Raw genomic sequence first — 21,019 nt, forward strand, 5'->3', positions numbered from 1 at the left:
CAACCGGTCTCTCCGACCTCGGCGTGTCGAGGCGAGACCGGTTGCCGCGTCAGCGAAGATCCGGCGCTTCGGCCTGCTCAGGCGGATTCGCCGATGTTGCCGACCACGCGATGCAGTTTGGCCTTGCCCTCGGCCAGCTTGTAGGTGACGCAGGCGATGGCGAGCTCGCCCTTCTCGACCCGGTCGGCGATGATCGCGGAGCGTTCGGCGAGCAGCCGGCTGGTCTCGACCACGTGCCTGGCCTCGAGTTCGTCGACCGTGGCCAGCCCTTCGCGGCGGCCGAGCAGGATGGACGGCGAGACCTTCTCGACGATGCTGCGAATGAATCCACCCGGCACCGCGCCGCCGTCGAGGGCGTCGATGGTGGCCTTCACCGCGCCGCAGCTGTCGTGGCCGAGCACCACGATCAGCGGCACGTTCAGTACCGCGACGCCGTATTCGATCGAGCCGAGCACCGAGCTGTCCACCACGTGACCCGCGGTGCGCACGACGAACATGTCGCCGAGCCCCTGGTCGAAGATCAGTTCGGCGGCGACGCGGGAATCGCCGCAGCCGAACAGGATGGCGGAGGGGTGCTGTCCTTCGACGAGTTTGGCCCGGTCGGCAGCCCCTTGGCTAGGATGCAACAGCGTTCCGCCGACGAAACGCTCGTTACCTTCGCGCAGAGACTTCCAGGCGCTGATCGGATTGGAATCAGGCATAGCGTCCATTGTGCACAAGGCAATGGGTTACCAACCAGTCCGCTGCGTTACAGCGCGGCAAATATCGACTCGCCGCGGCGCGGCAGGGATGGTGAAGTGATCGACGCTGAGGTGTTGCTGGATTGGTACACCGAGACCGCACGTGACCTGCCGTGGCGGCGGCCCGGCGTCACGGCCTGGCAGATCCTGATGAGCGAGATCATGCTGCAGCAGACCCCCGTGGTGCGGGTGCAGCCGATCTGGCTGGAATGGGTGGCGCGCTGGCCGGTGCCCTCGGCCATGGCGGCGTCCTCGCAGGCCGAGGTGCTGCGCGCGTGGGGCAAGCTCGGCTATCCGCGCCGGGCGCTGCGCCTGCACGAGTGCGCGCGGGTGCTGGCCGACGAGCACGGCGACGAAGTGCCGGCCGAGGTCGACGTGCTGCTCGGGCTGCCCGGCATCGGCGCCTACACCGCGCGCGCGGTCGCCTGCTTCGCCTACGGGCAGCGGGTTCCGGTGGTGGACACCAATGTTCGTCGCGTGGTGGCGCGGGCGGTGCACGGGCGGGCCGAGGCCGGCAATCCGTCGTCCCGGGATCTGCCGGAAACCGAGGCGTTGCTGCCCCTGGCCGTGGACCGGGCCGCGAAATTCTCCGCCGCGCTGATGGAACTCGGCGCGACCGTGTGCACGGCACGCAATCCGCAGTGCGCGAATTGCCCGCTGCCGCGCTGCGCCTGGGTCGAAGCCGGGCGGCCCGCCTCGGATTTCGTGCGCCGGGTGCAGAAATACGAGGGCACCGACCGCCAGGCGCGCGGCCGGCTGCTGGACGTGCTGCGCGCCGCCACCGGCCCGGTCGAGCGGGTGCGCCTGGACCTGGCCTGGACCCGCGATCCCGGTCAGCGCGACCGCGCATTGGACTCGCTGCTGGTCGACGGACTGATCGAGCAGACCGCGGACGGGCTGTTCGCGCTGGCGGGCGAGGGTTAGAGCACGCGCTGCAGGAATGCCTCGACTGCCACGCGGTACGCCTCGGGCTGATCGTCGTGCACCAGGTGCCCGGCGTCGGGGATCAGCCGGTATTCGGCATTCGGGTTGCGCGCGGCCATTTCGCGCATCTGGCCCGGCGGGGTGATGGTGTGCTCGCCCTCGACGAGCAGGACGGGCGCGCGCACCGCGCGCCATTCGGTCCAGAAGTCCCGGCCGCCCCACTCCTCGGAGATATCGCGGAAGGTGGCGACCGAGCCGTGTAATCGGTAACCGTCGGGGCCGTGCTCGAAGGAGTTCAGGAAATAGCGACCGGCGACCGGTCCGAAGAAATCCAGCACCGCGTCGGCGTCCGGGAACGGCTGCGGCCACGCTTCGATCATGGCGGCCCAGTCCGCGGCGGTGCGGCCCTGGAAATCCGGCGCGATGTCCTCCACGACGAGCGCGCGGACCCGCTCGGGATGCTGGGCGGCGAAGACCCAGCCGTGCAGCCCGCCCATCGAGTGCCCGATCACCACCATCGGTTCGGCGATGCTCACGGTGGCGGCGGTGAGGTCGGTGACGAAGGCCTCCGTGGTCAACTCCTCCGGCGCGGGCCGGCCGTGCCCGGCCGCGTCGAAGGTGTAGACGTGCCCGTATCCGCGCAGCCAATCCAGGTGATCGCCCCAGGTGCGCGCACTGCCCATCAAGCCATGTAGCAGCAGGATCGGCGTCCCGGCTCCGCCTTCGTCGTACAACACCGCCCAGATTCTGCATTATCCGAATCCGCGGCGCTCGCTACGCCCTCCGTGGTCCCGCTGCGCCACCGTCTCCGGGCGCTGGGCGCACGCCGCAAATAGACTCGCCTCATGGCTGTTGTGAAGATCAACGCGATCGAGGTTCCGGAGGGCGCGGGCCCCGAGTTGGAGAAGCGGTTCGCCCACCGCGCGCACGCGGTGGAAGGGTCGCCGGGGTTCCTCGGATTCCAGTTGCTGCGCCCGGTCGCCGGCGACAACCGGTACTTCGTGGTGACCCAGTGGGATTCCGAAGACTCCTTCGCCGCTTGGCGCGACGGGCCGGCGCGGGCCGCGCACGCGGGCAGCGGTGACCAGAAGCCGGTGTCGACCGGGGCCGCGCTGCTGGAGTTCGAAGTCGTCATGGACGTCTCCCCCAAGTCCTGAGTGCCTCGGCGAAATGCCCGGCACGCTGCGGCGCGCCGGGCATTCCCAGATAGCGGATACGCGTGTTGACGGCACCTGCCCACGCCTGTCACTCTTCGAGAGACAGACGCGAGGGTGATGCGGTAATCCGGTGTGAAGCCGGAGCGGTCGCGCCACTGTGATCCACGCACCGGGTGTGCCCAGGTGCCGGGAAGCCAGACACCGGCACCCATCGCACGGACCACCCGGGACGCGTATCCCGTAGGAGGAACTCATGGCCATCGCGCATACCCCCGCCCGCGCCACCGATTCGCTGGCAACCGTGCTCGTCACGGTGGGTGTCGTTCTGCTCGCACTGCTCACGCTCTACCTGGTCGGGTTCGACCAGGGGGCCATCTCGCGCAGCGGGATGTTCATGCATGAGCTGATGCACGACGGACGCCACCTGCTGGGGCTTCCGTGCCACTGACCGGTTCCCTGAAAGCTCTGCTCCTGCGCGGCCTGCTGGCCGGTCTGATCGCCGGCCTGCTGGCCGCCACGGTGGGCTACTTCGTCGGTGAGCCGAAGATCGAGGCGGCCATCGCGATCGAGGAGGCCGCCGCGGCGGCGGAAAACCCGGCCGCGGGCGGGCATTCGCACGGTGACGAGGAAGAGCCCCTGGTGAGCCGCACCGGTCAGAAGGCCGGGCAGTTCCTCGCGCTCGGTCTGGCCGGGCTCGCGCTCGGCGCGATCTTCGGCGCGGTCGCCCACTTCGCGCGGCGGCACACAGCACTGGCCGGACCTGTCTTCGCGATCGCGCTGGCACTCGGCGGCTGGGCCGCGATCGTCGCGGTGCCGTTCTTCAAATATCCGGCGAACCCACCCGCGGTGGGCGACCCGGAGACGATCAACGACCGCACCTGGCTGTGGGTGGCGGCCGTCGTCCTCGGCCTGGTCGCGGTCGGCGCGGGCGCCTTCGTCTACAAACTGCTGCGCACGCAGCTGAACAGCGTCCGGCTGATCGGCGGCGTCGCGGCGTTCGTGCTGATCGTGGCCATCGGGTACATCGCGCTGCCCGGCGTCGACGAGGTCAAGGCCGACTTCCCGCCGAGTCTGCTGTGGCAGTTCCGAGTGTCCTCGCTCGCGGTGTCCGCGACCCTGTGGGCCTGCTTGGGCCTGGTTTTCGCCGCGCTGACCGAATTCGCCACGCGCTCTAGCTCTCCCGTACGGGAAGAGGTTGCTACGGCGGGGTGATTCCCGTTCACACGGTGAAAGGCAGTGTCGGTGACATGACCGGCACTGCCTTTTCGCTCTGGCCCGAAAATCTTTCGCTCGCGCCGCTGCGCGCGCCCGCGCGGGCCCCGCGCGCGGTGGCGCTGGCCTTCGGTGCGCTCGTCGTCGCCCTGCTGGCCGGCGTCGCCGAGGCCCTCGCGCAGGCGGCGCTGCTGCTGGAGCGTTCCGAGGTCGATCTGGGCGACCTGGCGGTCGGCCTTGCCCTGCGCGGCGTGCTCTACCTGGTGGTGCTGGCGGTCGCGATCCGGATGACCTACGGCGACCGCTGGGCCCGCGTCGCGCTGACCGCCGGGATCGGCGTGCTCGGCTTGGCCTCGCTGCTGGTGGAACCGATCCGCGCCGTGCTCGCCGCCGACGAGGCGGCCGATCTGGTCGAGGGGATCACGGCGAGCGGCGTGGGCATCGCGACTTTCCGCGTCCTGCACGTGGCGGCGGTGCTGGTCGCGATTCCCGCGATGTACCACCGCACCGCGCGGCCTTATTTCCGGGCCTGACAAGGGTTCCGCGCGCGCCACCGGCCCGCGCGGAACCCCGCCCGTGGCTACGCCAGGGCCGCGTCGAGCGAGATGTTGTCGACGCCCGCCAGCGCCTTGCTCACCGGGCAGCCCGCCTTGGCGGCGGCCGCTGCGGCGGCGAACCCGGCGGCGTCCAGGCCCGAGACCCGCCCGCGCACGGTCAGTTTGATGTCGCTGATCCGGAAGCCGCCCGCGGCGTCCGGGCCCAGGGTGACATCGGCGGTCACGTCCAGGCTTTCGGGGGTGCCGCCCGCGTTGGCGATCTGCGCCGAGAGCGCCATCGCGAAGCAGGACGAATGCGCCGCGGCGATCAGCTCTTCGGGGCTGGTCGTGCCGTCGGCATCGTCGGCCGAGCGCTTGGGGAACGACACGTCGAACTTGCCGACGCCGGAGCTGGCCAGGTCGACCTGCCCGGAGCCGTCCTGCAGGCCGCCGGTCCAGGCGGTGCGCGCGGTACGTGTTGGCATCACGGTCCTTTCGAGAAGATTCGATCCGTCGCAACGAAACTACTCGCCGCGATCGGCCCGCGCGGCGATGTCGCACAACGCGGTGCGCGGCTCACGGCGCGGTGCGACGGTCCAGTTGCTCCAGCACCGCCGGCCACGCCGCCCGGTGCCGCTCGAGCGCGGCCTCGTTCGGAAAACCGGAGTGCCGCAGGCGAAGTCGGATACCGCGCGGCTGATGCACGAACTCGATGCCGACCACGGTCTCGGCGCCCTCGGTGCCCGCCGGACCGGTGACCCAGGTGAACTCCACGAGGCGTTCCGGACGCAGGCGCAGGAACCGGCCGTAGTGCGGGTGGCGGGTGCCCTCGACGTCGGTTTCGAAGTAGAACGGCTCGCCCTCCGCGGGCGTCATCCGCACCGAACCCGGCGCGGCGAACCAGATGTCGAAGCCCTGCGTCAGGGCCGCGTAGAGCAGGCCCGGGGACGCGGACATCACCCGTTCGACGGTGAGCTGGTGGGGTCGGTCGGACAGGTCCGGTATCCGAACTGGCTGATCCATTCGACCGACCCTACTCATCACTCCGGATTGGTGGCCCGGGCCAGCACGATCCCGCCCAGGATCAGCGCCAGCGACAGCATCCGGCCCGCGCTGAGCGGGTCCCGGTGCACCACGACGCCCAAGCCGATCGCGCCGATCGCGCCGATGCCGGTGAAGACCGCGTAGGCGGTGCCGACGGGCAGCGTCTGCATCGCCCGGGAGAGCAGATACACCGCGAGCGCTCCCAGGACGAAGCAGAGCAGCGTGGGCAGTGGCTTGGTGAAGTTCTCGGTCGGCTTGATGCTCTGCGACCAGAGGATCTCGACCAGCCCGGCGACGCCGAGGACGACCCAGCTCATCTCAATACTCCTTGCCCAGCCGGCGGGCCGCCGCCAGGGCGGCCCGATAGGACTCGTCGTGCTGCGCGCGCAGGTGCGCGAGCGCCGGATCCTGGCGCGCGTTGGCCAGTTCGGCGTTGACGAACACGGTGTCGGTGACGGCGAAGTGGCCCGCGAAGAAGTCGCGCAGGAACCGCTCCTGATAGTCGAACCGCTCCTTGGGCGCACCCGGCGAGTACGCGCCGCCCCGGGCCGTGGCCACGACGAATCGGGTGCCCGCCAAGGACATTCGCGGAAAGGTGATCTGGTCCAGCCAGGCCTTGAGCACGGCCGGGATCGAGTAGTTGTACATCGGGGTGCCGATGAGCACCACCTCGGCGGCGCGCACCTCGGCCAGCAGCGGCTCGACGATCGCCCAGGCGGCGCGCTGGGCGGGGGTCTCGGCGAGTTCGGGCAGGCGATCGAGGTCGGTGGCGCCCGCAGCGAGGACGCGGTCGCAGAGTTCGGTCCAGGCGGCGTCGAGGAACGGCGGCGGCGTGGCGGCGAGGTCCCGGTAGCGGTAGTCGCCGCCGGGGTGCTCGGCGCGCCAGGCCTCGGCGAACGCGGCGCCGATCTCGCGGCTGAGGGAGTTCGGACGGGCGCTGGCGTCGAGGTGCAGCAGGGCGGTCATGAGTTCCTCCATAAGTGGACGCTGTGTCCGTTTCATGATTACGCTAGAGCAAACCGGACGTTGCGTCCACTTATTCCCGGAGGCTACGGTGAGCGCTATGCACCCAGCGGATCGCAACCTGCTCGCCGAGGCCGCGCCGCCCGAACGCGCGGACGCGGCCCGCAACCGCGGCAAGATCCTCGCCGCCGCCGCGGACCTGTTCGCGAGCCGCGATCCGCGCACGGTCACCATGGACGACCTCGCGAAGGCCGCCGGCGTCGGCCGCGGCACGCTGTACCGGCGCTTCCCGACCGTCGCGGCCGTCGCGGTGTCGCTGCTCGACGAGCACGAGCGGGTCATCCAGGAGGGCCTGCTGCGCGGCGCCCCGCCCCTGGGCCCGGGAGCGTCACCCGGCGCGCGGCTGGCGGCCTTCTACGCCGCCATGGCCGAATTGCTGGACGGTCACGCGCATCTCGTGCTCGGCGCGGAGACCGGCAGCGCCCGGTTCGGCACCGGCGCGTACGGGTTCTGGCGCGCCCACGTGGCCGCACTGCTGCGCGCGGCCGACGTGCCCGAGGCGGAGTCGCTGCTCGAACCGCTGCTCGCGCCGCTCGCGGCCGAGGTCTATCTGGAACAACGGGCGCGGGGCCTCGGCCGGGCCGACATCACCGCCGGGCTGGCCCGGCTCGCACACGCCGTACTCGGCCCCTGACGCGGCGAACCGCCGGCGGACAGCTGTCCGCCGGCGGTTCCGGAGGCCGCTCAGACCAGATCGCGCCGGCGCACCAAACCCAGCGTGCCCGCCGCGAACAGCACCAGGTAGAGCGCCAGCACGAGCAGCGATTCGCCGCGCGACAGAATCTCCAGCACCCCGGGCGTGGCCGGGCCGTCCACGGTGCGCATCGCGCCCGCCAGTGAGCCCGCCGCGCTGCCCGGCAGATGATCGGTCACGGCTCGCAGCGGCCCGAACAGGCCCGACACCCCGCGCAGCAGGTTCTCCACCACCAGCACCCAGACCAGCCCCAGGCCCACGGCCAGGGCGGGCCCCCGGGCGAGCGTCCCGATCAGCGCACCCGCGAGCGTCCACATCCCCAGAATCATTGTGCCGGTGAGTATTCCGTTCAACGACTGGGTGAGCCCCGGCAGCGCGAGCGACTGGGACTGCGAGAGCGCGATCCCCGAGGCCACCGCGAGGTCGGCCAGGAAGGCGACGCAGACCAGGGCCACGACGACCGCGAGCAGGCTCACCAGCACGCCGCCGATCGCGGTGCGCCGCGACGGCCCCTGGGTCAGCACGGTCTTCCAGGTGCCCCAGCCGTAGCCGCTGCCCAGCACCAGCGCACCAAGGATGAGCATCAGCGCGCCGCCGAACATGGCCATGCCCTGGGTGAACACCTCCGGCACCGCCGCGGGCAGCAGCTGGCGCAGCAGTACGTCCTTCGGGAGTCCGTCCGACATCGCGCTGCGCTCGGCGCCGGTGTAGTCGAGATAGTTGAACAGGTAACTGAAGGTCAGGTTCAGCAGAATCCAGGTACCGAGGATGATCCAGAACGCGGGCCACTTGCGCAGCCGCAGCATTTCCGCCCGGGTACCGGCCATCAGGTCTCTCATCGCGCCGTCTCCCATTCGGTCAATTCGAAGAACACTTCTTCCAAGGACTTCTCGTCGACGCGCAGCTCCAGCAGATCCGCGCCCGCGCCGACGACCGCGCGCGCCACCCGCGGCGCGGCGTCCGGGCCCGCCTCGATCCGGACGCCGCCCGCCGTCAGCATCGCCGCACCGCCGAGGGCGTCGCGCACCGCCGGAAACGCCAGCTCCAGTGGCTCCGCGCGCAGCAACAGCGAAGCCCCGCCGCGCAATTCGGCCACCGTCGACTCGGTGCGCAGCACGCCGCCGGAGATCACCCCGACCCGATCGCAGATCTCCTGGACCTCGCTGAGCATGTGGCTCGACAACAGCACCGTGTGGCCGTCGCCGGCCAACGCCGTGATGAGCTCGCGCATCTCGGCCATGCCCGCCGGGTCCAGGCCGTTGGTCGGCTCGTCCAGGATCAGCAGATCGGGACCGCCGAGCAGGGCCGCGCCGACGCCGAGGCGCTGCTTCATGCCCAGGGAGTAGGTGCGGAATTTGTCGTCGGCCCGGTCGGCGAGGCCGACCCGGTGCAGGGCTTCCTCGACCGCCGCCGCCCCGAGCCCGCGATACCGGGCCAGGACGCGCAGATTGTCGCGACCGGACAGATAGGGGTAGAAGCCCGGACCCTCGATCAGGACGCCGATACGCCGCAGCGCCTCCGGATCGCCCGGCGCGCAGCCGAGCACCGACGCCGTGCCCGCGCTCGGGCGGATCAGGCCGACCAGCATGCGCAACGTGGTCGTCTTGCCCGCGCCGTTCGGACCGAGGAAGCCGTAGATTTCGCCGGATTCGACGCGCATGGCGACGCCGTCGACGGCCGTGTGGGCGCCGTAGCGCTTGGTCAATCCCTGGGTGACCACCACGGGATCCCGTTGCCGGGCCGCCGCGGGTCCGCCGCGTTCGCGGGAGTCGCTGGGTGCTGCTCTGTTCATGACTCGACCATCCGCCACGCCGAGCGCCGCCACATCCGCCGCGCGGCGAGGTTCGACATACGTACCGCGGCGCACGCCCAACGGCCCCGATCCGAATAGGCTGAGGGCGTGATGGCGCCGGACATTTCGAAACGTGGCTGGGTCGGCAATCCCAGCGTCGCGCAGCGGTTCCGCGACGGGCGGTGGTCCAGCGACGCCTGGGTCTGGGGCCTGGCACTGATCGTCGGAATCGTCCAGGTCATGGGCGGTCGCGGCGCGAATCTGGCGCAACCGGACTCGCGGGCGCTGGATTGGCTTGCCTACCTCCTCCTGCTGGCCGGTCCGATCGCACTGATCTTCCGCCGGCGCGCACCGATGCTGGTGCTCGGCGTCGCGCTCCTGGTGTGCGTCGTGTACCTGGCCGTCGGCTACGGCTACGGGCCGATCTTCCTGTCGCTGGTGGTCGCCTTCCTCACCGCCGCGACGGTCGGATCCCGTTGGTGGACATACCCGCTCGTGCCGCTGGGTTATCTCGCGCTGGTCTGGCCGGTGCCCGGCTGGTTCGGGCACGACACCAACGGCTGGCAGGTGTTCGGGATCTTCGCCTGGATGGCGCTGCTGGTCGGGCTCGCCGAGGGCATCCGGCAGCGCCGCGCCGTGCTGGACGCGCGCAGGCAGCGCGCCGAAGCCGCGCGCCGCGACGAGGAGGCGCAGCGCGAGCGGCGCGCCAGCGAGGAGCGCCTGGCCATCGCCCGCGAGCTGCACGACGTTCTGGCGCACAGTCTTTCACTGATCAACGTGCAGTCCTCGGTGGCGCTGGAATTGTTCGACCGCAAGCCCGAGCAGGCCGCCTCGGCGCTGACCGCGATCAAGAACGCCAGCAAGGAGGCGCTCGCCGAGGTGCACACCCTGCTGCAGACCATCCGCACCGGCGCTGTCGCCGAACCCGTTGCCGAAGAGGCGGATTCGTCGCTGGACGAGGTCGGCCAGCGGCGCATCGCCAGAGCCGCCGCCCAGGAGCGGCCCGTGGAACCCCGGCCCGCGCCCAGATCGCCCGCGCCGAGCATCGAGGATCTGGACACGCTGCTGCAACGCAGCCGCACGGCCGGCCTGCAGGTGGGCACCCGCATCATCGGCGAACCCCGGCAGCTGCCCAGCGTCATCGACGTGGCCGCGGCCCGCATCGTCCAGGAATCGCTCACCAATGTGGCGCGGCACGCGCCCGGCGCCGACGCCCTGGTCACCGTGCGCTACGCCGCCGAATCCGTCGACATCACCATCGACAACACCCGTCCGATCGGCAATCAGCCCCGCTCCGGGTTCTCCGGCGGCAACGGCATCGTCGGGATGCGCGAGCGCGCGCACGCCCTCGGCGGCGCGCTCACCGCCGGTCCCCGGCCCAGCGGCGGCTTCCGGGTCGCGGCCCGGCTGCCCATCGGTACCGGGGACCGCGCCCAATCCACCACCGCGAGCGGTCCGTCGGCGCAGGATAGGTGAGCCGGGCCGATTCCGGAGACGAGTCGAGCGGCCGGGCGCGGGAGGCATGGTGACGATACGAGTACTGGTCGCCGACGATCAGGCGCTGGTCCGGGGCGGCTTCGTCGCCCTGCTCAGCGCGCAGGACGACATCGAGGTGATCGGCGAGGCGGACAACGGCGAGCAGGCGGTCCGGATGACGCGCACGCTGGCCCCCGACGTGGTCCTGATGGACATCCGGATGCCGATTCTGGACGGCCTGGCCGCCACCCGCATGATCGCCGAGGATCCGCGCCTGGCCGAGGTGCGGGTCGTCGTGCTGACCACCTTCGAACTGGACGAGTACGTGTTCGAGGCCATGCGCGCGGGCGCGACGGGCTTCCTGGTCAAGCACACCGAGCCCGCCGATCTGGTCCGCGCCGTGCGGGTGGTGGCCGCCGGCGAGGCCCTGCTCTCCCCCGGTGTCACCCGCCGCCTGATCGCCGAGTTCTCCGCGCACGCCAAGCAACCCCCGCCGGCCGAATTCTCCGAGCTCACCGAACGCGAGCGGGAGGTGCTGGTCCAGGTCGCCGAGGGCCTGACCAACGCGGAGATCGGCGAACGGCTCTGCATGAGTCCCGCCACCGCGCGCACCCACGTCAGCCGGATCCTGATGAAGCTGGGCGCGCGCGACCGGACCCAGCTCGTCGTCATGGCCTACGAATCCGGTCTGGTGCGGCCGGGCTGGCAGTAGCGCGTACGCCGCGCGGCGTAGCGGAACTGCCGTCGCTGGTCCGATGTCGCGGGCGAGCCCCGCGACCAGGCTCGAAGCATGGACATTTTCGCTAGACCCGAGACCCTGGCCGTGCTGGCCGACCACTACGACGGCGGCTGGCAGCCCTGGCCGTTCTTCTGGATTTTCCCGCTGCTGCTCTGGGGCGGCTTCCTGCTGCTGGTCGTGTTCGGCCGCAGGCGGTTCCGGCGCGACAGCGGCGTGGGCGCGCTGCGCGCCGGCTTCGCCCGCGGCGAGATCACCGAGGCGCAGTACCGGGAGCGGCTGGCCGTGCTCGAGGAGAAGAAGCGATGAAATTCGGGCTCATCGTCGTGCCGCGCTCCGGAGCGGACTGGGTGCGCGCGGTGCGGGCGGCCGAACAGCAGGGTTACCGGACGGTGCTGCTGCCGGACACGCTGTACACGCCCTCCCCGTTCCCGGCGCTTGCGGCGGCCGCCGCGGTGACCAGCACGCTGCGGCTGCGGCCGAACGTGCTGGCGGTACCGCTGCGGCACCCGGACGCGCTGGTGCGGGAAGTGTCGGCGCTGCAACTGCTTTCGGACGGCCGGTTCGAACTCGGACTCGGAGCCGGGCGGCCCGACGCGGCGGCGGAGGCCGAAAAGCTCGGTATGCCTTGGGGTTCGGCCGCCGAGCGGCGCCGGCAGCTGCTCGACGCCGTGGCCGCGGTCCGCGCGCAGGTGGATCCCGCGCCGGACATCGTGGTGGCCGCGAGCGGAGCGCGCATGCTGGCGGCCGCGGCGGCGGTCGCCGACCGCGTCCTGCTGGCCGCGCCACCGCAGGCCACCGTCGCCGAGCTGGCCGAGATGGTGCGCGTCGTGCGCGACAACACCGATCGCGACCTCCGCTTCACCCATCAGCTGGTCGGGATCGGCGACCAGATCCCGCACTGGCTCGGCGCCCACCTCGGGCTGACCGCCGAGAGCCTGCACGGCTCGGCCGGGATGCTGGACCCGGCGAGCGCGGCCGAGGTGCTCACCGAGCGGCGGGAGCGGTACGGGATCGACGAGCTGATCGTCCCGGCCGAACTGGCGCGAGCCTTCGCGCCGGTCGCGGCGCGGTTCGAGTGATCCGACCGAAAAGGCCCGCCCGCACCGGATCCGGTGCGGGCGGGCTTTCGACCGGCGGACCGGTCAGCTGATCATCAGGGCAGCACCTGCGGGATGACATCCGGGGCGACGATGCCCACGATCGCGCCCACCGCGGCGGCGAAGAGCACATTGCCGACCGCGGCCAGCGGCAGGCAGGCGAAGTAGCCGACCACGAACGCGCCCAGCGCGGGCAGGCACACCACCGCGGCGATGCCCAGGCCGACCAGCGCACCGGCCGCGGCGCCGTTGAGCACCGGGTCGGGGTTCTGCGCACCCGGGTTGGTGGCGATGTTCTTCAGCTCGGCGCCGACCTCCGGCGACACCTGCGGGGTGACCACCAGGGTCTTGCCGTCCGCGGAGACCTGCGGCGTCAGCGGAATCGCGTTGCCCGCCACGGTCTTCAGCGTCAGTGGCAATTCGGAGATCTTGGCGCCGGTGCTGGACTCCAGGTTCACCGCGGCCGAATCCGCGGTCAGGCTGAACTTGCCGTTGTCCAGCACGGTGGAGATGGTCTTCAGATCCGGCGCGACCGTCGTCTTGTAGTCGAGCCCCTCGGCGGTGCCCGAGGCCGTGAGGCTCTCGGCCCAGCGCGCCTGCTGCGCGGCGTGATCGGTCGCGGACGCGACGCCCGCGCCGGCGAACGTCACCGCCACGGCCAGCGGCAGCACCCCCGTGAGCACCTTCCGGCCTGCGCGCAGCACTGTATTACGAAGCATTATCGGTTCCCTCCCGAACCCCGATCCCCCATGGAACCCCTTGTCCCCCAGTCGAATCGAAGTGTTGATACTGATATCGACAGGGATATTCTTAGTGCAAGATCACCAATCCGGTACAGCAATGTGACCAGCCACACACCCCGGCGCACGAAAAGGCCCGCCCCCGCTGTGAACAGCGGGGGCGGGCCTTTCGAACCGAGTATTTCCTACTCGCCGGAGGCGGCGGCTTCGCCTTCGCCGGCGGCGGTGAGGACGACCTCCGCGGCCTTCTCGTCGATGGTCGCCTTGGTCAGCTTCGCCCGCGGGGTGAAGGTGAACTTGGCGTTCTCGCCCGAGCCCTCGCCATCCCAGCCTTCGACATCGACGAAGACGGTCTGACCGGGGCCGATCTCGCCGAAGAGGATCTTCTCCGAGAGCTGATCCTCGATCTCGCGCTGGATGGTGCGGCGCAGCGGCCGGGCACCGAGCACGGGATCGAAGCCACGCTTGGCCAGCAGGGACTTGCCCTGCGCGGACAGCTCCAGCGCCATGTCCTTGTTCTTCAGCTGCTTCTCGACGCGGCCGATCATCAGATCCACCATCTGCACGATCTGCTCGCTGGTGAGCTGGTGGAAGACGATGACGTCGTCGATGCGGTTGAGGAACTCGGGGCGGAAGTGCTTCTTCAGCTCGTCGTTGACCTTGAGCTTCATCCGCTCGTAGTTCGAGCCCTCGGCGTTGGACTGGGCGAAGCCCAGGCCGACAGCCTTGGAGATATCCGAGGTGCCCAGGTTGGAGGTGAAGATCAGCACGGTGTTCTTGAAGTCGACCGTGCGACCCTGGCCGTCGGTGAGGCGGCCGTCCTCGAGGACCTGCAACAGGGTGTTGTAGATCTCCTGGTGCGCCTTCTCGATCTCGTCGAACAGCACCACGGAGAACGGCTTGCGGCGCACCTTCTCGGTGAGCTGGCCGCCCTCTTCGTAGCCCACGTAGCCCGGAGGGGCACCGAAGAGCCGCGATGCGGTGAAGCGGTCGTGGAACTCGCCCATGTCGATCTGGATGAGCGCGTCGTCGTCGCCGAACAGGAAGTTCGCCAGCGCCTTGGACAGCTCGGTCTTACCGACACCGGACGGGCCGGCGAAGATGAACGAGCCGGACGGACGCTTCGGATCCTTCAGGCCGGCGCGAGTGCGGCGGATGGCCTTGGAGACGGCCTTGACCGCATCCTCCTGGCCGATGATCCGCTTGTGCAGCTCGTCCTCCATGCGGAGCAGACGGGTGGTCTCCTCCTCGGTGAGCTTGAAGACGGGGATTCCGGTCCAGTTGGCCAGCACCTCGGCGATCTGCTCGTCGTCGACCTCGGCCACGACGTCCAGATCACCGGAGCGCCACTGCTTTTCCCGCTCGGCGCGCTTGGCGACGAGCTGCTTCTCCTTGTCGCGCAGCCGCGCGGCCTTCTCGAAGTCCTGCGCGTCGATCGCGCTTTCCTTCTCCCGGCGGGCGTCGGCGATCTTGTCGTCGAACTCGCGCAGGTCCGGCGGAGCGGTCATCCGGCGGATGCGCATGCGCGCACCGGCCTCGTCGATCAGGTCGATCGCCTTGTCCGGGAGGAACCGGTCGTTGATGTAGCGATCGGCCAGCGTGGCGGCGGCGACGAGGGCGCCATCGGTGATGGAGACCCGGTGGTGCGCCTCGTAGCGGTCGCGCAGGCCCTTGAGGATGTTGATGGTGTGCTCGACGGTCGGCTCGCCGACCTGCACCGGCTGGAAGCGGCGCTCCAGGGCGGCGTCCTTCTCGATGTACTTGCGGTACTCGTCGAGGGTGGTCGCGCCGATGGTCTGCAGCTCACCGCGGGCCAGCTTGGGCTTGAGGATCGAGGCCGCGTCGATGGCGCCCTCGGCCGCACCCGCACCCACGAGGGTGTGCAGCTCGTCGATGAACAGGATGATGTCGCCGCGGGTGTTGATCTCCTTGAGCACCTTCTTCAGGCGCTCCTCGAAATCACCGCGGTAGCGGCTGCCCGCGACCAGGGAACCCAGGTCGAGGGTGTAGAGCTGCTTGTCCTTGAGCGTCTCCGGCACCTCACCGTTGACGATGGCCTGCGCCAGGCCCTCGACGACCGCCGTCTTACCGACACCGGGCTCGCCGATCAGGACGGGGTTGTTCTTGGTGCGGCGGCTCAGCACCTGCATGACGCGCTCGATTTCCTTCGAGCGGCCGATGACCGGGTCGAGCTTGCCCTCCAGCGCGGCCTGGGTCAGGTTGCGCCCGAACTGGTCGAGCACCAGCGAGGTGGACGGGGTGCCCGTCTCGCCACGCGGGCCGGACTCGACCGGCTCCTTGCCCTGGTAGCCGGACAGCAGCTGAATGACCTGCTGGCGCACGCGATTCAGATCCGCGCCCAGCTTCACCAGCACCTGTGCCGCCACGCCCTCACCCTCGCGGATGAGACCGAGCAGGATGTGCTCGGTGCCGATGTAGTTGTGGCCGAGCTGCAGCGCTTCGCGCAGCGACAGCTCGAGCACCTTCTTGGCGCGCGGGGTGAACGGAATGTGCCCGGACGGGGCCTGCTGGCCCTGGCCGATGATCTCTTCCACCTGGCTACGTACACCCTCGAGCGAAATGCCGAGCGATTCCAGCGACTTCGCCGCGACGCCCTCGCCCTCGTGGATCAACCCAAGCAGGATGTGCTCGGTGCCGATGTAGTTGTGGTTGAGCATCCGGGCCTCTTCTTGGGCCAGGACAACGACACGCCTCGCGCGGTCGGTGAACCTCTCGAACATCGCTCCCTCACTCTCCTGCTCAAGCCTTCACTGGCGTCCGACGCTTCAGTGCATTCAACCTGTGGTCGTCAGCCTGCCATGAAGCCCGGGGGTTGCGGCCCCTGCCTCCCACTCTAGTTGGCAGGGGTACACGCCGCCTCCAGTCCACCCTATTGGTGACCAGCGACAGCACGGTCATTCACTCATAACGTGAGCGTTGCGAGTTTCGTTTCCGTCGCGGTTTTGCCGACAGCGAACACGCCCACCGCCCGCGCGAGCTCCCCACGCCGTGGTCAGCGTAGGGAGCGATCGGGCGATCCGGACCGGAACCGGCCGGAAAGTTGTCCGGCCGTTGTTCAGGCCGGGCCGTACTGCCCGCTGTTCTGCTGTGCGCTGAACGGCCGGGTCGGCGGGTTCTGCGGGTACTGCCCGCCCTGCGGCGCCGAGAACTGACCGGGCACCGCCGCGGTGGGCGCGGCCGCCACCTGGTTCCGGCCACTCTGGACGCCGGCCACGTACAGCGCCCCGGCCAGCACCAGGAACGCCAGCGTGTGCAGCACCGCGCGGACGATATTCCAACGCACCCAGGAGGATTCGAAATCCGCCCGGACCTGGGCCAGGTTCTGGATCTGGGCCGGGTCGCCCGCGGCGGCCAGCTGGTCGTTGAGCGGGACGTTCAGGCCCGAGGTGACCGCGAAGGCGACCAGGTTGAGCACCACGGCCACCGCGATCCAGACCAGGGTGGCGCGGTGATCCTTGCCCAGGTGCAGCGCGGCGGCCAGGACACTGAAGCCCAGCGTGCCCATGAAACCGATCATGAACCAGGGATTGATGATCACCACGTTGATCTTCTGCATGACGTCGACGATGGTGCGGTCGTCGGCCCGATTCAGCGCGGGCATCACCGAGATGGCATAGGCGTAGAAAACGCCGCCGATCAGGCCCGACGTCAGCGCGGCCGCCACCAGTGCGGCGATCCGGAGCGCATTCATAGAAATCTCCTACCTAGTGCCCGGACCTGGCCTTTTCATGCGGTCCGGCGATGACACAAGTCAACCGTTTCCGCACCGGACCAGCCATGGTCGAGGCGCTCGGCTACCTACGTCATCGTCCACGCGCGGAGCGTGGCTAGAGATCTCTATCAGAGATGAGGCCGCTCTGCAGGGCCAGTGCCGCCAACCGAACACGTTTTTGATTCTGCGGCAGATTCTCGACCCCGAATTTCGAGAACAGCACCCGCAGGTGGGTCTTGATGGCGTCGACGCTGAGGAAGAGTTCCTCGGCGATCTGCTGGTTGGAGGCGGGCGTCGCGAAGCCGGCGCCGTTCTTGTACGGGCGGCACAGCGCCACCAGCACCGAGCGCTGGGTGTCGGTAAGCGAGCGCAGCGTCGGCATGGTGGTGGTGGCGGTGCGGGTCGGATCGTCGGCGACGGCGCCGTAGTGCCGGAATTCCACCATCGAACTGCCGACGCGGATCTTGTCCCCCGCCATCAGCGTGCGGCGGCCCGCCAGGCGATCACCGTTGACGAAGGTGCCGTTCCGAGAGAGGCCGTCGTCGACGATGGTCCAATGCGCGCCCAGATATTCGACGGCGGCGTGCAGCCGGGACACCTCGGCGTCCCAGGGCATGGACAGATCGGCATGCACGGAACGGCCGATCGTGATGCGCTGCTGTTCGGGCGCGAGGATGAACTCCTGCCACTGGCCCGTGTCGTCCATGAATCGGAGCAATGAGCCTACGAAAGAACCAGTCACTGCGCAGGTACCTCTTCTCTCCATACGATCAGTGACCACCACACAGTACCCATGGTGCCGCCTCCGGGGTACCGGGAGCAAGATCGGGCCGGACGGTCCGTGATCGCCATGCCCTCGGCCTATGAATACAACACTGCCGCCCGGGCGTCGCACGATTTGCCCAGGCGGCAGATGAAGAAAAAACTTCAGCCCTTCGCGGCCTTGTTGTACGCGTCGGTGATGTCGGCCGAGATGCGGCCGCGCGCGGACACCTTGTGGCCATTCCGGCGCGCCCACTCGCGAATTGCGGCGCTTTGTTCACGATCGATGGAAACCCGGCTCTTCGGGCTCGCGGCAGCTCCGGCGGCGGCCTTGACCCGGCGGCGGCCACTCACCCGGCGAGCGCTCGAAACCCACTGCTCCAACTCGTCGCGGAGCTTGGACGCATTCGCCGTCGACAGATCGATCTCGTACGACACTCCGTCGATCGCGAACTCGATGGTCTCGTCCGCGATGGACTCACCGTCGACATCGTCGATCAGGCTAACGGTGACCTTCTTTGCCATGAGATGAACGTCCTCTCGAAATCGTGCGACCTGCATACTAGGCCGATTACCCGAGGCAAGAATACCTCGAATTCGGAAAATTCCAAGACGGGATCCAAAATCTGAAACGCAGTGCTCAGCGGGTGACCGGACGCACAATTGGGAACAGTATCGTTTCGCGGATTCCCAATCCCGTCAGTGCCATCAACAAGCGATCGATTCCCATACCGGTTCCCGTCGTCGGAGGCATACCGTACTCCATCGCGGCAAGGAAGTCTTCGTCGAGCGCCATGGCCTCGTCATCGCCCTGTGCGGCCAGCCTGGCCTGGTCCACGAACCGCTCGCGCTGGATCACCGGGTCCACCAACTCCGAATAGCCGGTTGCCAACTCGAAGCCGCGGACATAGAGATCCCATTTCTCGGTAACTCCAGGTTTGCTGCGGTGCTGTCGCGTCAGCGGTGACGTCTCGACGGGGAAGTCGCGAACGAAAGTCGGCGCATACAGTTTGTCACCGTAGACGTGTTCCCACAGTTCCTCGACAAGTTTGCCGTGACCGTAGCCTTTGCCTTCCGGAATTTCCAAACCGACCTGATCGGCCAGCTTCAGCAATTCCTCGACAGTTGTTTCCGGAGTGACCGAAACGCCGATCGAGTCGGACAGCGACGGGTACATCTCGACGGTTGCCCACTCGCCGCTGAGATCGTATTCGGTGCCGTCGGCCAGCGTCAGGACCTGGGTCCCGAACGCCTCCTGCGCGACTTCCTGGACCAATTCCCGGATCATCCGCGCGGAGGTGTCGTAGGTGCCGTACGCCTCGTAGGTTTCCAGCATGGCGAACTCCGGCGAATGCGTGGAGTCCGCGCCCTCGTTACGGAAGTTCCGGTTGATCTCGAAGACCTTCTCCAGGCCGCCGACCACACAGCGCTTGAGGAACAGCTCCGGCGCGATACGGAGGAACAGATCCATATCCAGAGCATTGGAATGGGTGACGAACGGCCGCGCCGCCGCGCCGCCGTGCAGGGTCTGCAGCATCGGCGTCTCGACCTCGAGGAAACCGCGGCGCTCCAGCGCGGCACGCAGCGCCCGCACCACCGCCACCCTGGTCCGGGCCATTTCCCGGGCCTCCGGACGCACGATCAGGTCGACATAGCGCTGCCGGACCCTGGTCTCCTCGCTCAACTCCTTGTGCGCGACCGGCAGCGGCCGCAGCGACTTGGCCGACATCGACCAGGAATCGGCCATGACGCTCAATTCACCGGTCCGCGAGGAGATGACCTCGCCGTGCACGAACACGAAGTCACCGAGATCCACGTCGGCTTTCCAGGCCGCCAGCGCCGCTTCGCCGACACCGTTCAGGCTGATCATCGCCTGCAGCTTGGTGCCGTCGCCCTCTTGCAGCGTCGCGAAACACAGCTTGCCGGTATTGCGCACGAAAATGACGCGGCCGACGACGCCGACCTGCTCTCCGGTTTCCGCGCCCGGCTCCAGTTCCGGGTACGCGGCCCGGATTTCGGCGAGGGTGTGCGTGCGCGCGACCACCACCGGATAAGCCTCGGTGCCCGCGGCCAGGAGCCGCTCGCGCTTCTCCCGCCGAATCCGCATCTGCTCCGGAACATCGACGTCCGCGACGGGACGACTGGATTGCTCCGCAGGTCCCTTACCTGCGGAGCGACCGGACGAAGGCGGGTTCTCGGCGCTCACGTCCGATAACACTAGCGGGAGCCGTAAAAACGTTTTACGGGTGCCCGGGCAGTTGTGCGAAACGCGCGTTTGCCGGTCCGGTTCCGGCCGGTCCGGGTGGCCGCAATTTACGTGCTGTCGACGAAAACCGTTGCGCTGCCGCCGGATTACAACGAGGCCAGGGACTGGACCTCACGGGCGAAGTGCGGGGCGCGCACGGCGATGCCGAGCAGGCCGGCCGCTTTGAGCGCTTGATAGCCCCCGATGAGATCGGTGGCGCGGTGCAACCCGAGTTCTTGCAGGGCCGCCGCGGCGAGGCTGGAGGTATAGCCCTCCGAGCACACGATGATCCATTCCACGTCGTGGTCGGCCGCCAGCGCCAGGCGGGCGGAACTGGTGGGGTCGAGCCGCCATTCCAGGACATTGCGTTCGATCACCAGGGCGCCGGGCAGCGTGCCCTCCCGATCGCGCTGGGCCTGCGGCCGGATGTCCACCAGAATCGCGCCGTCGGCCAGGGCGCGCGGCATTTCGAACGCATAGCGCCGCCGCAGCTTGGCACGGGCGTTGTCGAGCATCTGATCAATGGTCAAATGACTCATCGGATATCACCTTCGGGCTGGTCGGTGAGGACGGTGTGGGTGCGCCGCAGAGTGCCCTGGCCGGTCACCTCGTAATAGGACATGGCGGTCAGCGGCGGGGAATAGGCGTGCACGGAGAGCGTGGGATCGCCCAGTCCGGCGGGTTGGGGTGCGTGTTCGACGTCGTGCACCCAGCCGATCGGGAAAGCGGCCTGATCGCCCGCGGCCAGGGTGCGCCGGCGCAATTGCGATCCGTCCCAGCGGAATTCGGTGAGCGCGCCGCTCAAAACGGTGAGCGCGCCGAGCGAACCGGCGTGGTCGTGCAATTCGGTGGACTTACCGGGAGTCCAGCTGATCAGCCAGATATCGACCTCGTCGTCGGAGACCAGGCGGGCGGCCCAGCGCTCCTCGGCCGGCCAGACGCCATCGGCGGGTAGCAGATGGTCGTATCTGCCCGCGAGCACCTCGTTGGCGCCCTCGTCGGTCAGACGCAGCAGGTCGGCCGGGCGCAGGCGGGTGGCCAGCGCGGGCGCCGGAGACGTTCTACCGGAGGCAGATGTGGAAAGAACAGAAGAACGCATGAGCGA

26 protein-coding genes and 1 riboswitch are annotated in these 21,019 nt (G+C 69.1%); of the genes, 10 read left to right on the forward strand and 16 right to left on the reverse strand.

Annotated features, from left to right (window positions below; all coding sequences use genetic code 11):
* Positions 1-77: 77 nt before the first annotated feature.
* A complete protein-coding gene (locus AB0I43_RS27685) occupies positions 78-701 on the reverse strand; it encodes a carbonic anhydrase (RefSeq protein ID WP_356974742.1) in 624 nt (207 codons plus the stop codon).
* 96 nt (positions 702-797) lie between these two features.
* On the opposite strand from AB0I43_RS27685, the gene AB0I43_RS27690 reads away from it, so the two are divergent.
* A complete protein-coding gene (locus tag AB0I43_RS27690; protein WP_356974740.1) occupies positions 798-1,664 on the forward strand; it encodes an A/G-specific adenine glycosylase in 867 nt (288 codons plus the stop codon).
* Here AB0I43_RS27690 and AB0I43_RS27695 read toward each other — a convergent pair.
* Positions 1,661-2,401: an alpha/beta hydrolase gene (locus AB0I43_RS27695; protein ID WP_356974739.1), complete on the reverse strand. Its 741-nt coding sequence runs from the start codon at positions 2,399-2,401 to the stop codon at positions 1,661-1,663. The genes AB0I43_RS27690 and AB0I43_RS27695 overlap by 4 nt on opposite strands.
* Positions 2,402-2,509: 108 nt before the next feature.
* Here AB0I43_RS27695 and AB0I43_RS27700 point away from each other — a divergent pair, with 108 nt between their 5' ends.
* From AB0I43_RS27700 to AB0I43_RS27715, 4 genes are all read left to right on the forward strand, one after another.
* A complete protein-coding gene (locus AB0I43_RS27700) occupies positions 2,510-2,821 on the forward strand; it encodes an antibiotic biosynthesis monooxygenase (protein WP_356974737.1) in 312 nt (103 codons plus the stop codon).
* A gap of 68 nt (positions 2,822-2,889) precedes the next feature.
* Positions 2,890-3,046, forward strand: a riboswitch (cobalamin riboswitch).
* Between the two features lie 28 nt (positions 3,047-3,074).
* Positions 3,075-3,269, forward strand: coding sequence for a CbtB-domain containing protein (locus tag AB0I43_RS27705; RefSeq protein ID WP_356974735.1), 195 nt, complete (start codon positions 3,075-3,077; stop codon positions 3,267-3,269).
* Positions 3,260-4,033, forward strand: coding sequence for a CbtA family protein (locus AB0I43_RS27710; protein WP_356974733.1), 774 nt, complete (start codon positions 3,260-3,262; stop codon positions 4,031-4,033). Before AB0I43_RS27705 ends, AB0I43_RS27710 begins: the two co-directional genes overlap by 10 nt.
* Before the next feature lie 35 nt (positions 4,034-4,068).
* Entirely contained in the window at positions 4,069-4,566 is a 498-nt protein-coding gene (locus AB0I43_RS27715) for a hypothetical protein (protein WP_357432844.1), read from the forward strand.
* A 47-nt stretch (positions 4,567-4,613) separates the two neighbouring features.
* Here the strand turns inward: AB0I43_RS27715 and AB0I43_RS27720 are convergent, their stop codons facing one another.
* The 4 genes from AB0I43_RS27720 to AB0I43_RS27735 form a co-directional block, all read right to left on the reverse strand.
* Complete coding sequence (locus tag AB0I43_RS27720; protein ID WP_356974730.1) at positions 4,614-5,054, reverse strand: OsmC family peroxiredoxin; 441 nt, start codon at positions 5,052-5,054, stop codon at positions 4,614-4,616.
* A 91-nt stretch (positions 5,055-5,145) separates the two neighbouring features.
* Positions 5,146-5,592 (reverse strand): SRPBCC domain-containing protein, encoded by a 447-nt coding sequence (locus tag AB0I43_RS27725; RefSeq protein ID WP_356974728.1) that lies wholly within the window; start codon positions 5,590-5,592, stop codon positions 5,146-5,148.
* Between the two features lie 17 nt (positions 5,593-5,609).
* Positions 5,610-5,930, reverse strand: a complete 321-nt coding sequence (locus tag AB0I43_RS27730) for a multidrug efflux SMR transporter (RefSeq protein ID WP_356974726.1) — start codon at positions 5,928-5,930, stop codon at positions 5,610-5,612.
* Position 5,931: 1 nt separating this feature from the next.
* Positions 5,932-6,579 (reverse strand): NAD(P)H-dependent oxidoreductase, encoded by a 648-nt coding sequence (locus AB0I43_RS27735; protein WP_356974724.1) that lies wholly within the window; start codon positions 6,577-6,579, stop codon positions 5,932-5,934.
* A 97-nt stretch (positions 6,580-6,676) separates the two neighbouring features.
* Here AB0I43_RS27735 and AB0I43_RS27740 point away from each other — a divergent pair, with 97 nt between their 5' ends.
* The gene (locus AB0I43_RS27740) at positions 6,677-7,270 is read left to right on the forward strand and encodes a helix-turn-helix domain-containing protein (protein WP_356974722.1); all 594 of its coding nucleotides are present in this window, start codon (positions 6,677-6,679) and stop codon (positions 7,268-7,270) included.
* Positions 7,271-7,320: 50 nt separating this feature from the next.
* On the opposite strand, the gene AB0I43_RS27745 is transcribed toward AB0I43_RS27740, so the two are convergent.
* Positions 7,321-8,169, reverse strand: a complete 849-nt coding sequence (locus tag AB0I43_RS27745; protein WP_356974720.1) for an ABC transporter permease subunit — start codon at positions 8,167-8,169, stop codon at positions 7,321-7,323.
* Positions 8,166-9,122 (reverse strand): ABC transporter ATP-binding protein, encoded by a 957-nt coding sequence (locus tag AB0I43_RS27750; RefSeq protein WP_356974718.1) that lies wholly within the window; start codon positions 9,120-9,122, stop codon positions 8,166-8,168. The genes AB0I43_RS27745 and AB0I43_RS27750 overlap by 4 nt, the downstream gene beginning before the upstream one ends.
* Before the next feature lie 111 nt (positions 9,123-9,233).
* Between AB0I43_RS27750 and AB0I43_RS27755 the strand changes: the two genes are divergently transcribed.
* From AB0I43_RS27755 to AB0I43_RS27770, 4 genes are all read left to right on the forward strand, one after another.
* Entirely contained in the window at positions 9,234-10,598 is a 1,365-nt protein-coding gene (locus AB0I43_RS27755; RefSeq protein WP_356975263.1) for a histidine kinase, read from the forward strand.
* Between the two features lie 49 nt (positions 10,599-10,647).
* Positions 10,648-11,310: a response regulator transcription factor gene (locus AB0I43_RS27760; RefSeq protein WP_356974716.1), complete on the forward strand. Its 663-nt coding sequence runs from the start codon at positions 10,648-10,650 to the stop codon at positions 11,308-11,310.
* A gap of 78 nt (positions 11,311-11,388) precedes the next feature.
* Positions 11,389-11,643, forward strand: a complete 255-nt coding sequence (locus AB0I43_RS27765) for a hypothetical protein (protein ID WP_356974714.1) — start codon at positions 11,389-11,391, stop codon at positions 11,641-11,643.
* Positions 11,640-12,416: an LLM class flavin-dependent oxidoreductase gene (locus AB0I43_RS27770; protein WP_356974712.1), complete on the forward strand. Its 777-nt coding sequence runs from the start codon at positions 11,640-11,642 to the stop codon at positions 12,414-12,416. Before AB0I43_RS27765 ends, AB0I43_RS27770 begins: the two co-directional genes overlap by 4 nt.
* 74 nt (positions 12,417-12,490) lie before the next feature.
* Here the strand turns inward: AB0I43_RS27770 and AB0I43_RS27775 are convergent, their stop codons facing one another.
* From AB0I43_RS27775 to AB0I43_RS27810, 8 genes are all read right to left on the reverse strand, one after another.
* A complete protein-coding gene (locus AB0I43_RS27775; protein ID WP_356974711.1) occupies positions 12,491-13,153 on the reverse strand; it encodes a hypothetical protein in 663 nt (220 codons plus the stop codon).
* Between the two features lie 206 nt (positions 13,154-13,359).
* A complete protein-coding gene (locus AB0I43_RS27780; RefSeq protein WP_356974709.1) occupies positions 13,360-15,915 on the reverse strand; it encodes an ATP-dependent Clp protease ATP-binding subunit in 2,556 nt (851 codons plus the stop codon).
* A gap of 335 nt (positions 15,916-16,250) precedes the next feature.
* Complete coding sequence (locus AB0I43_RS27785) at positions 16,251-16,886, reverse strand: anthrone oxygenase family protein (protein ID WP_356974707.1); 636 nt, start codon at positions 16,884-16,886, stop codon at positions 16,251-16,253.
* Positions 16,887-17,022: 136 nt separating this feature from the next.
* Positions 17,023-17,613 carry an FHA domain-containing protein gene (locus AB0I43_RS27790; protein ID WP_356974705.1) on the reverse strand — a complete coding sequence of 197 codons (591 nt, stop codon included), beginning with the start codon at positions 17,611-17,613 and terminating at the stop codon, positions 17,023-17,025.
* A gap of 221 nt (positions 17,614-17,834) precedes the next feature.
* Positions 17,835-18,194 (reverse strand): Lsr2 family protein, encoded by a 360-nt coding sequence (locus AB0I43_RS27795; RefSeq protein WP_054816720.1) that lies wholly within the window; start codon positions 18,192-18,194, stop codon positions 17,835-17,837.
* Between the two features lie 115 nt (positions 18,195-18,309).
* Entirely contained in the window at positions 18,310-19,776 is a 1,467-nt protein-coding gene (gene lysS, locus AB0I43_RS27800) for a lysine--tRNA ligase (protein WP_356974703.1), read from the reverse strand.
* A 245-nt stretch (positions 19,777-20,021) separates the two neighbouring features.
* Entirely contained in the window at positions 20,022-20,453 is a 432-nt protein-coding gene (locus AB0I43_RS27805) for a rhodanese-like domain-containing protein (RefSeq protein ID WP_356974701.1), read from the reverse strand.
* Positions 20,450-21,013 (reverse strand): cysteine dioxygenase family protein, encoded by a 564-nt coding sequence (locus AB0I43_RS27810; protein WP_356974699.1) that lies wholly within the window; start codon positions 21,011-21,013, stop codon positions 20,450-20,452. Before AB0I43_RS27810 ends, AB0I43_RS27805 begins: the two co-directional genes overlap by 4 nt.
* Positions 21,014-21,019 lie beyond the last annotated feature (6 nt).

This window comes from Nocardia sp. NPDC050435 (assembly GCF_040655395.1).
GTDB lineage: Bacteria > Actinomycetota > Actinomycetes > Mycobacteriales > Mycobacteriaceae > Nocardia.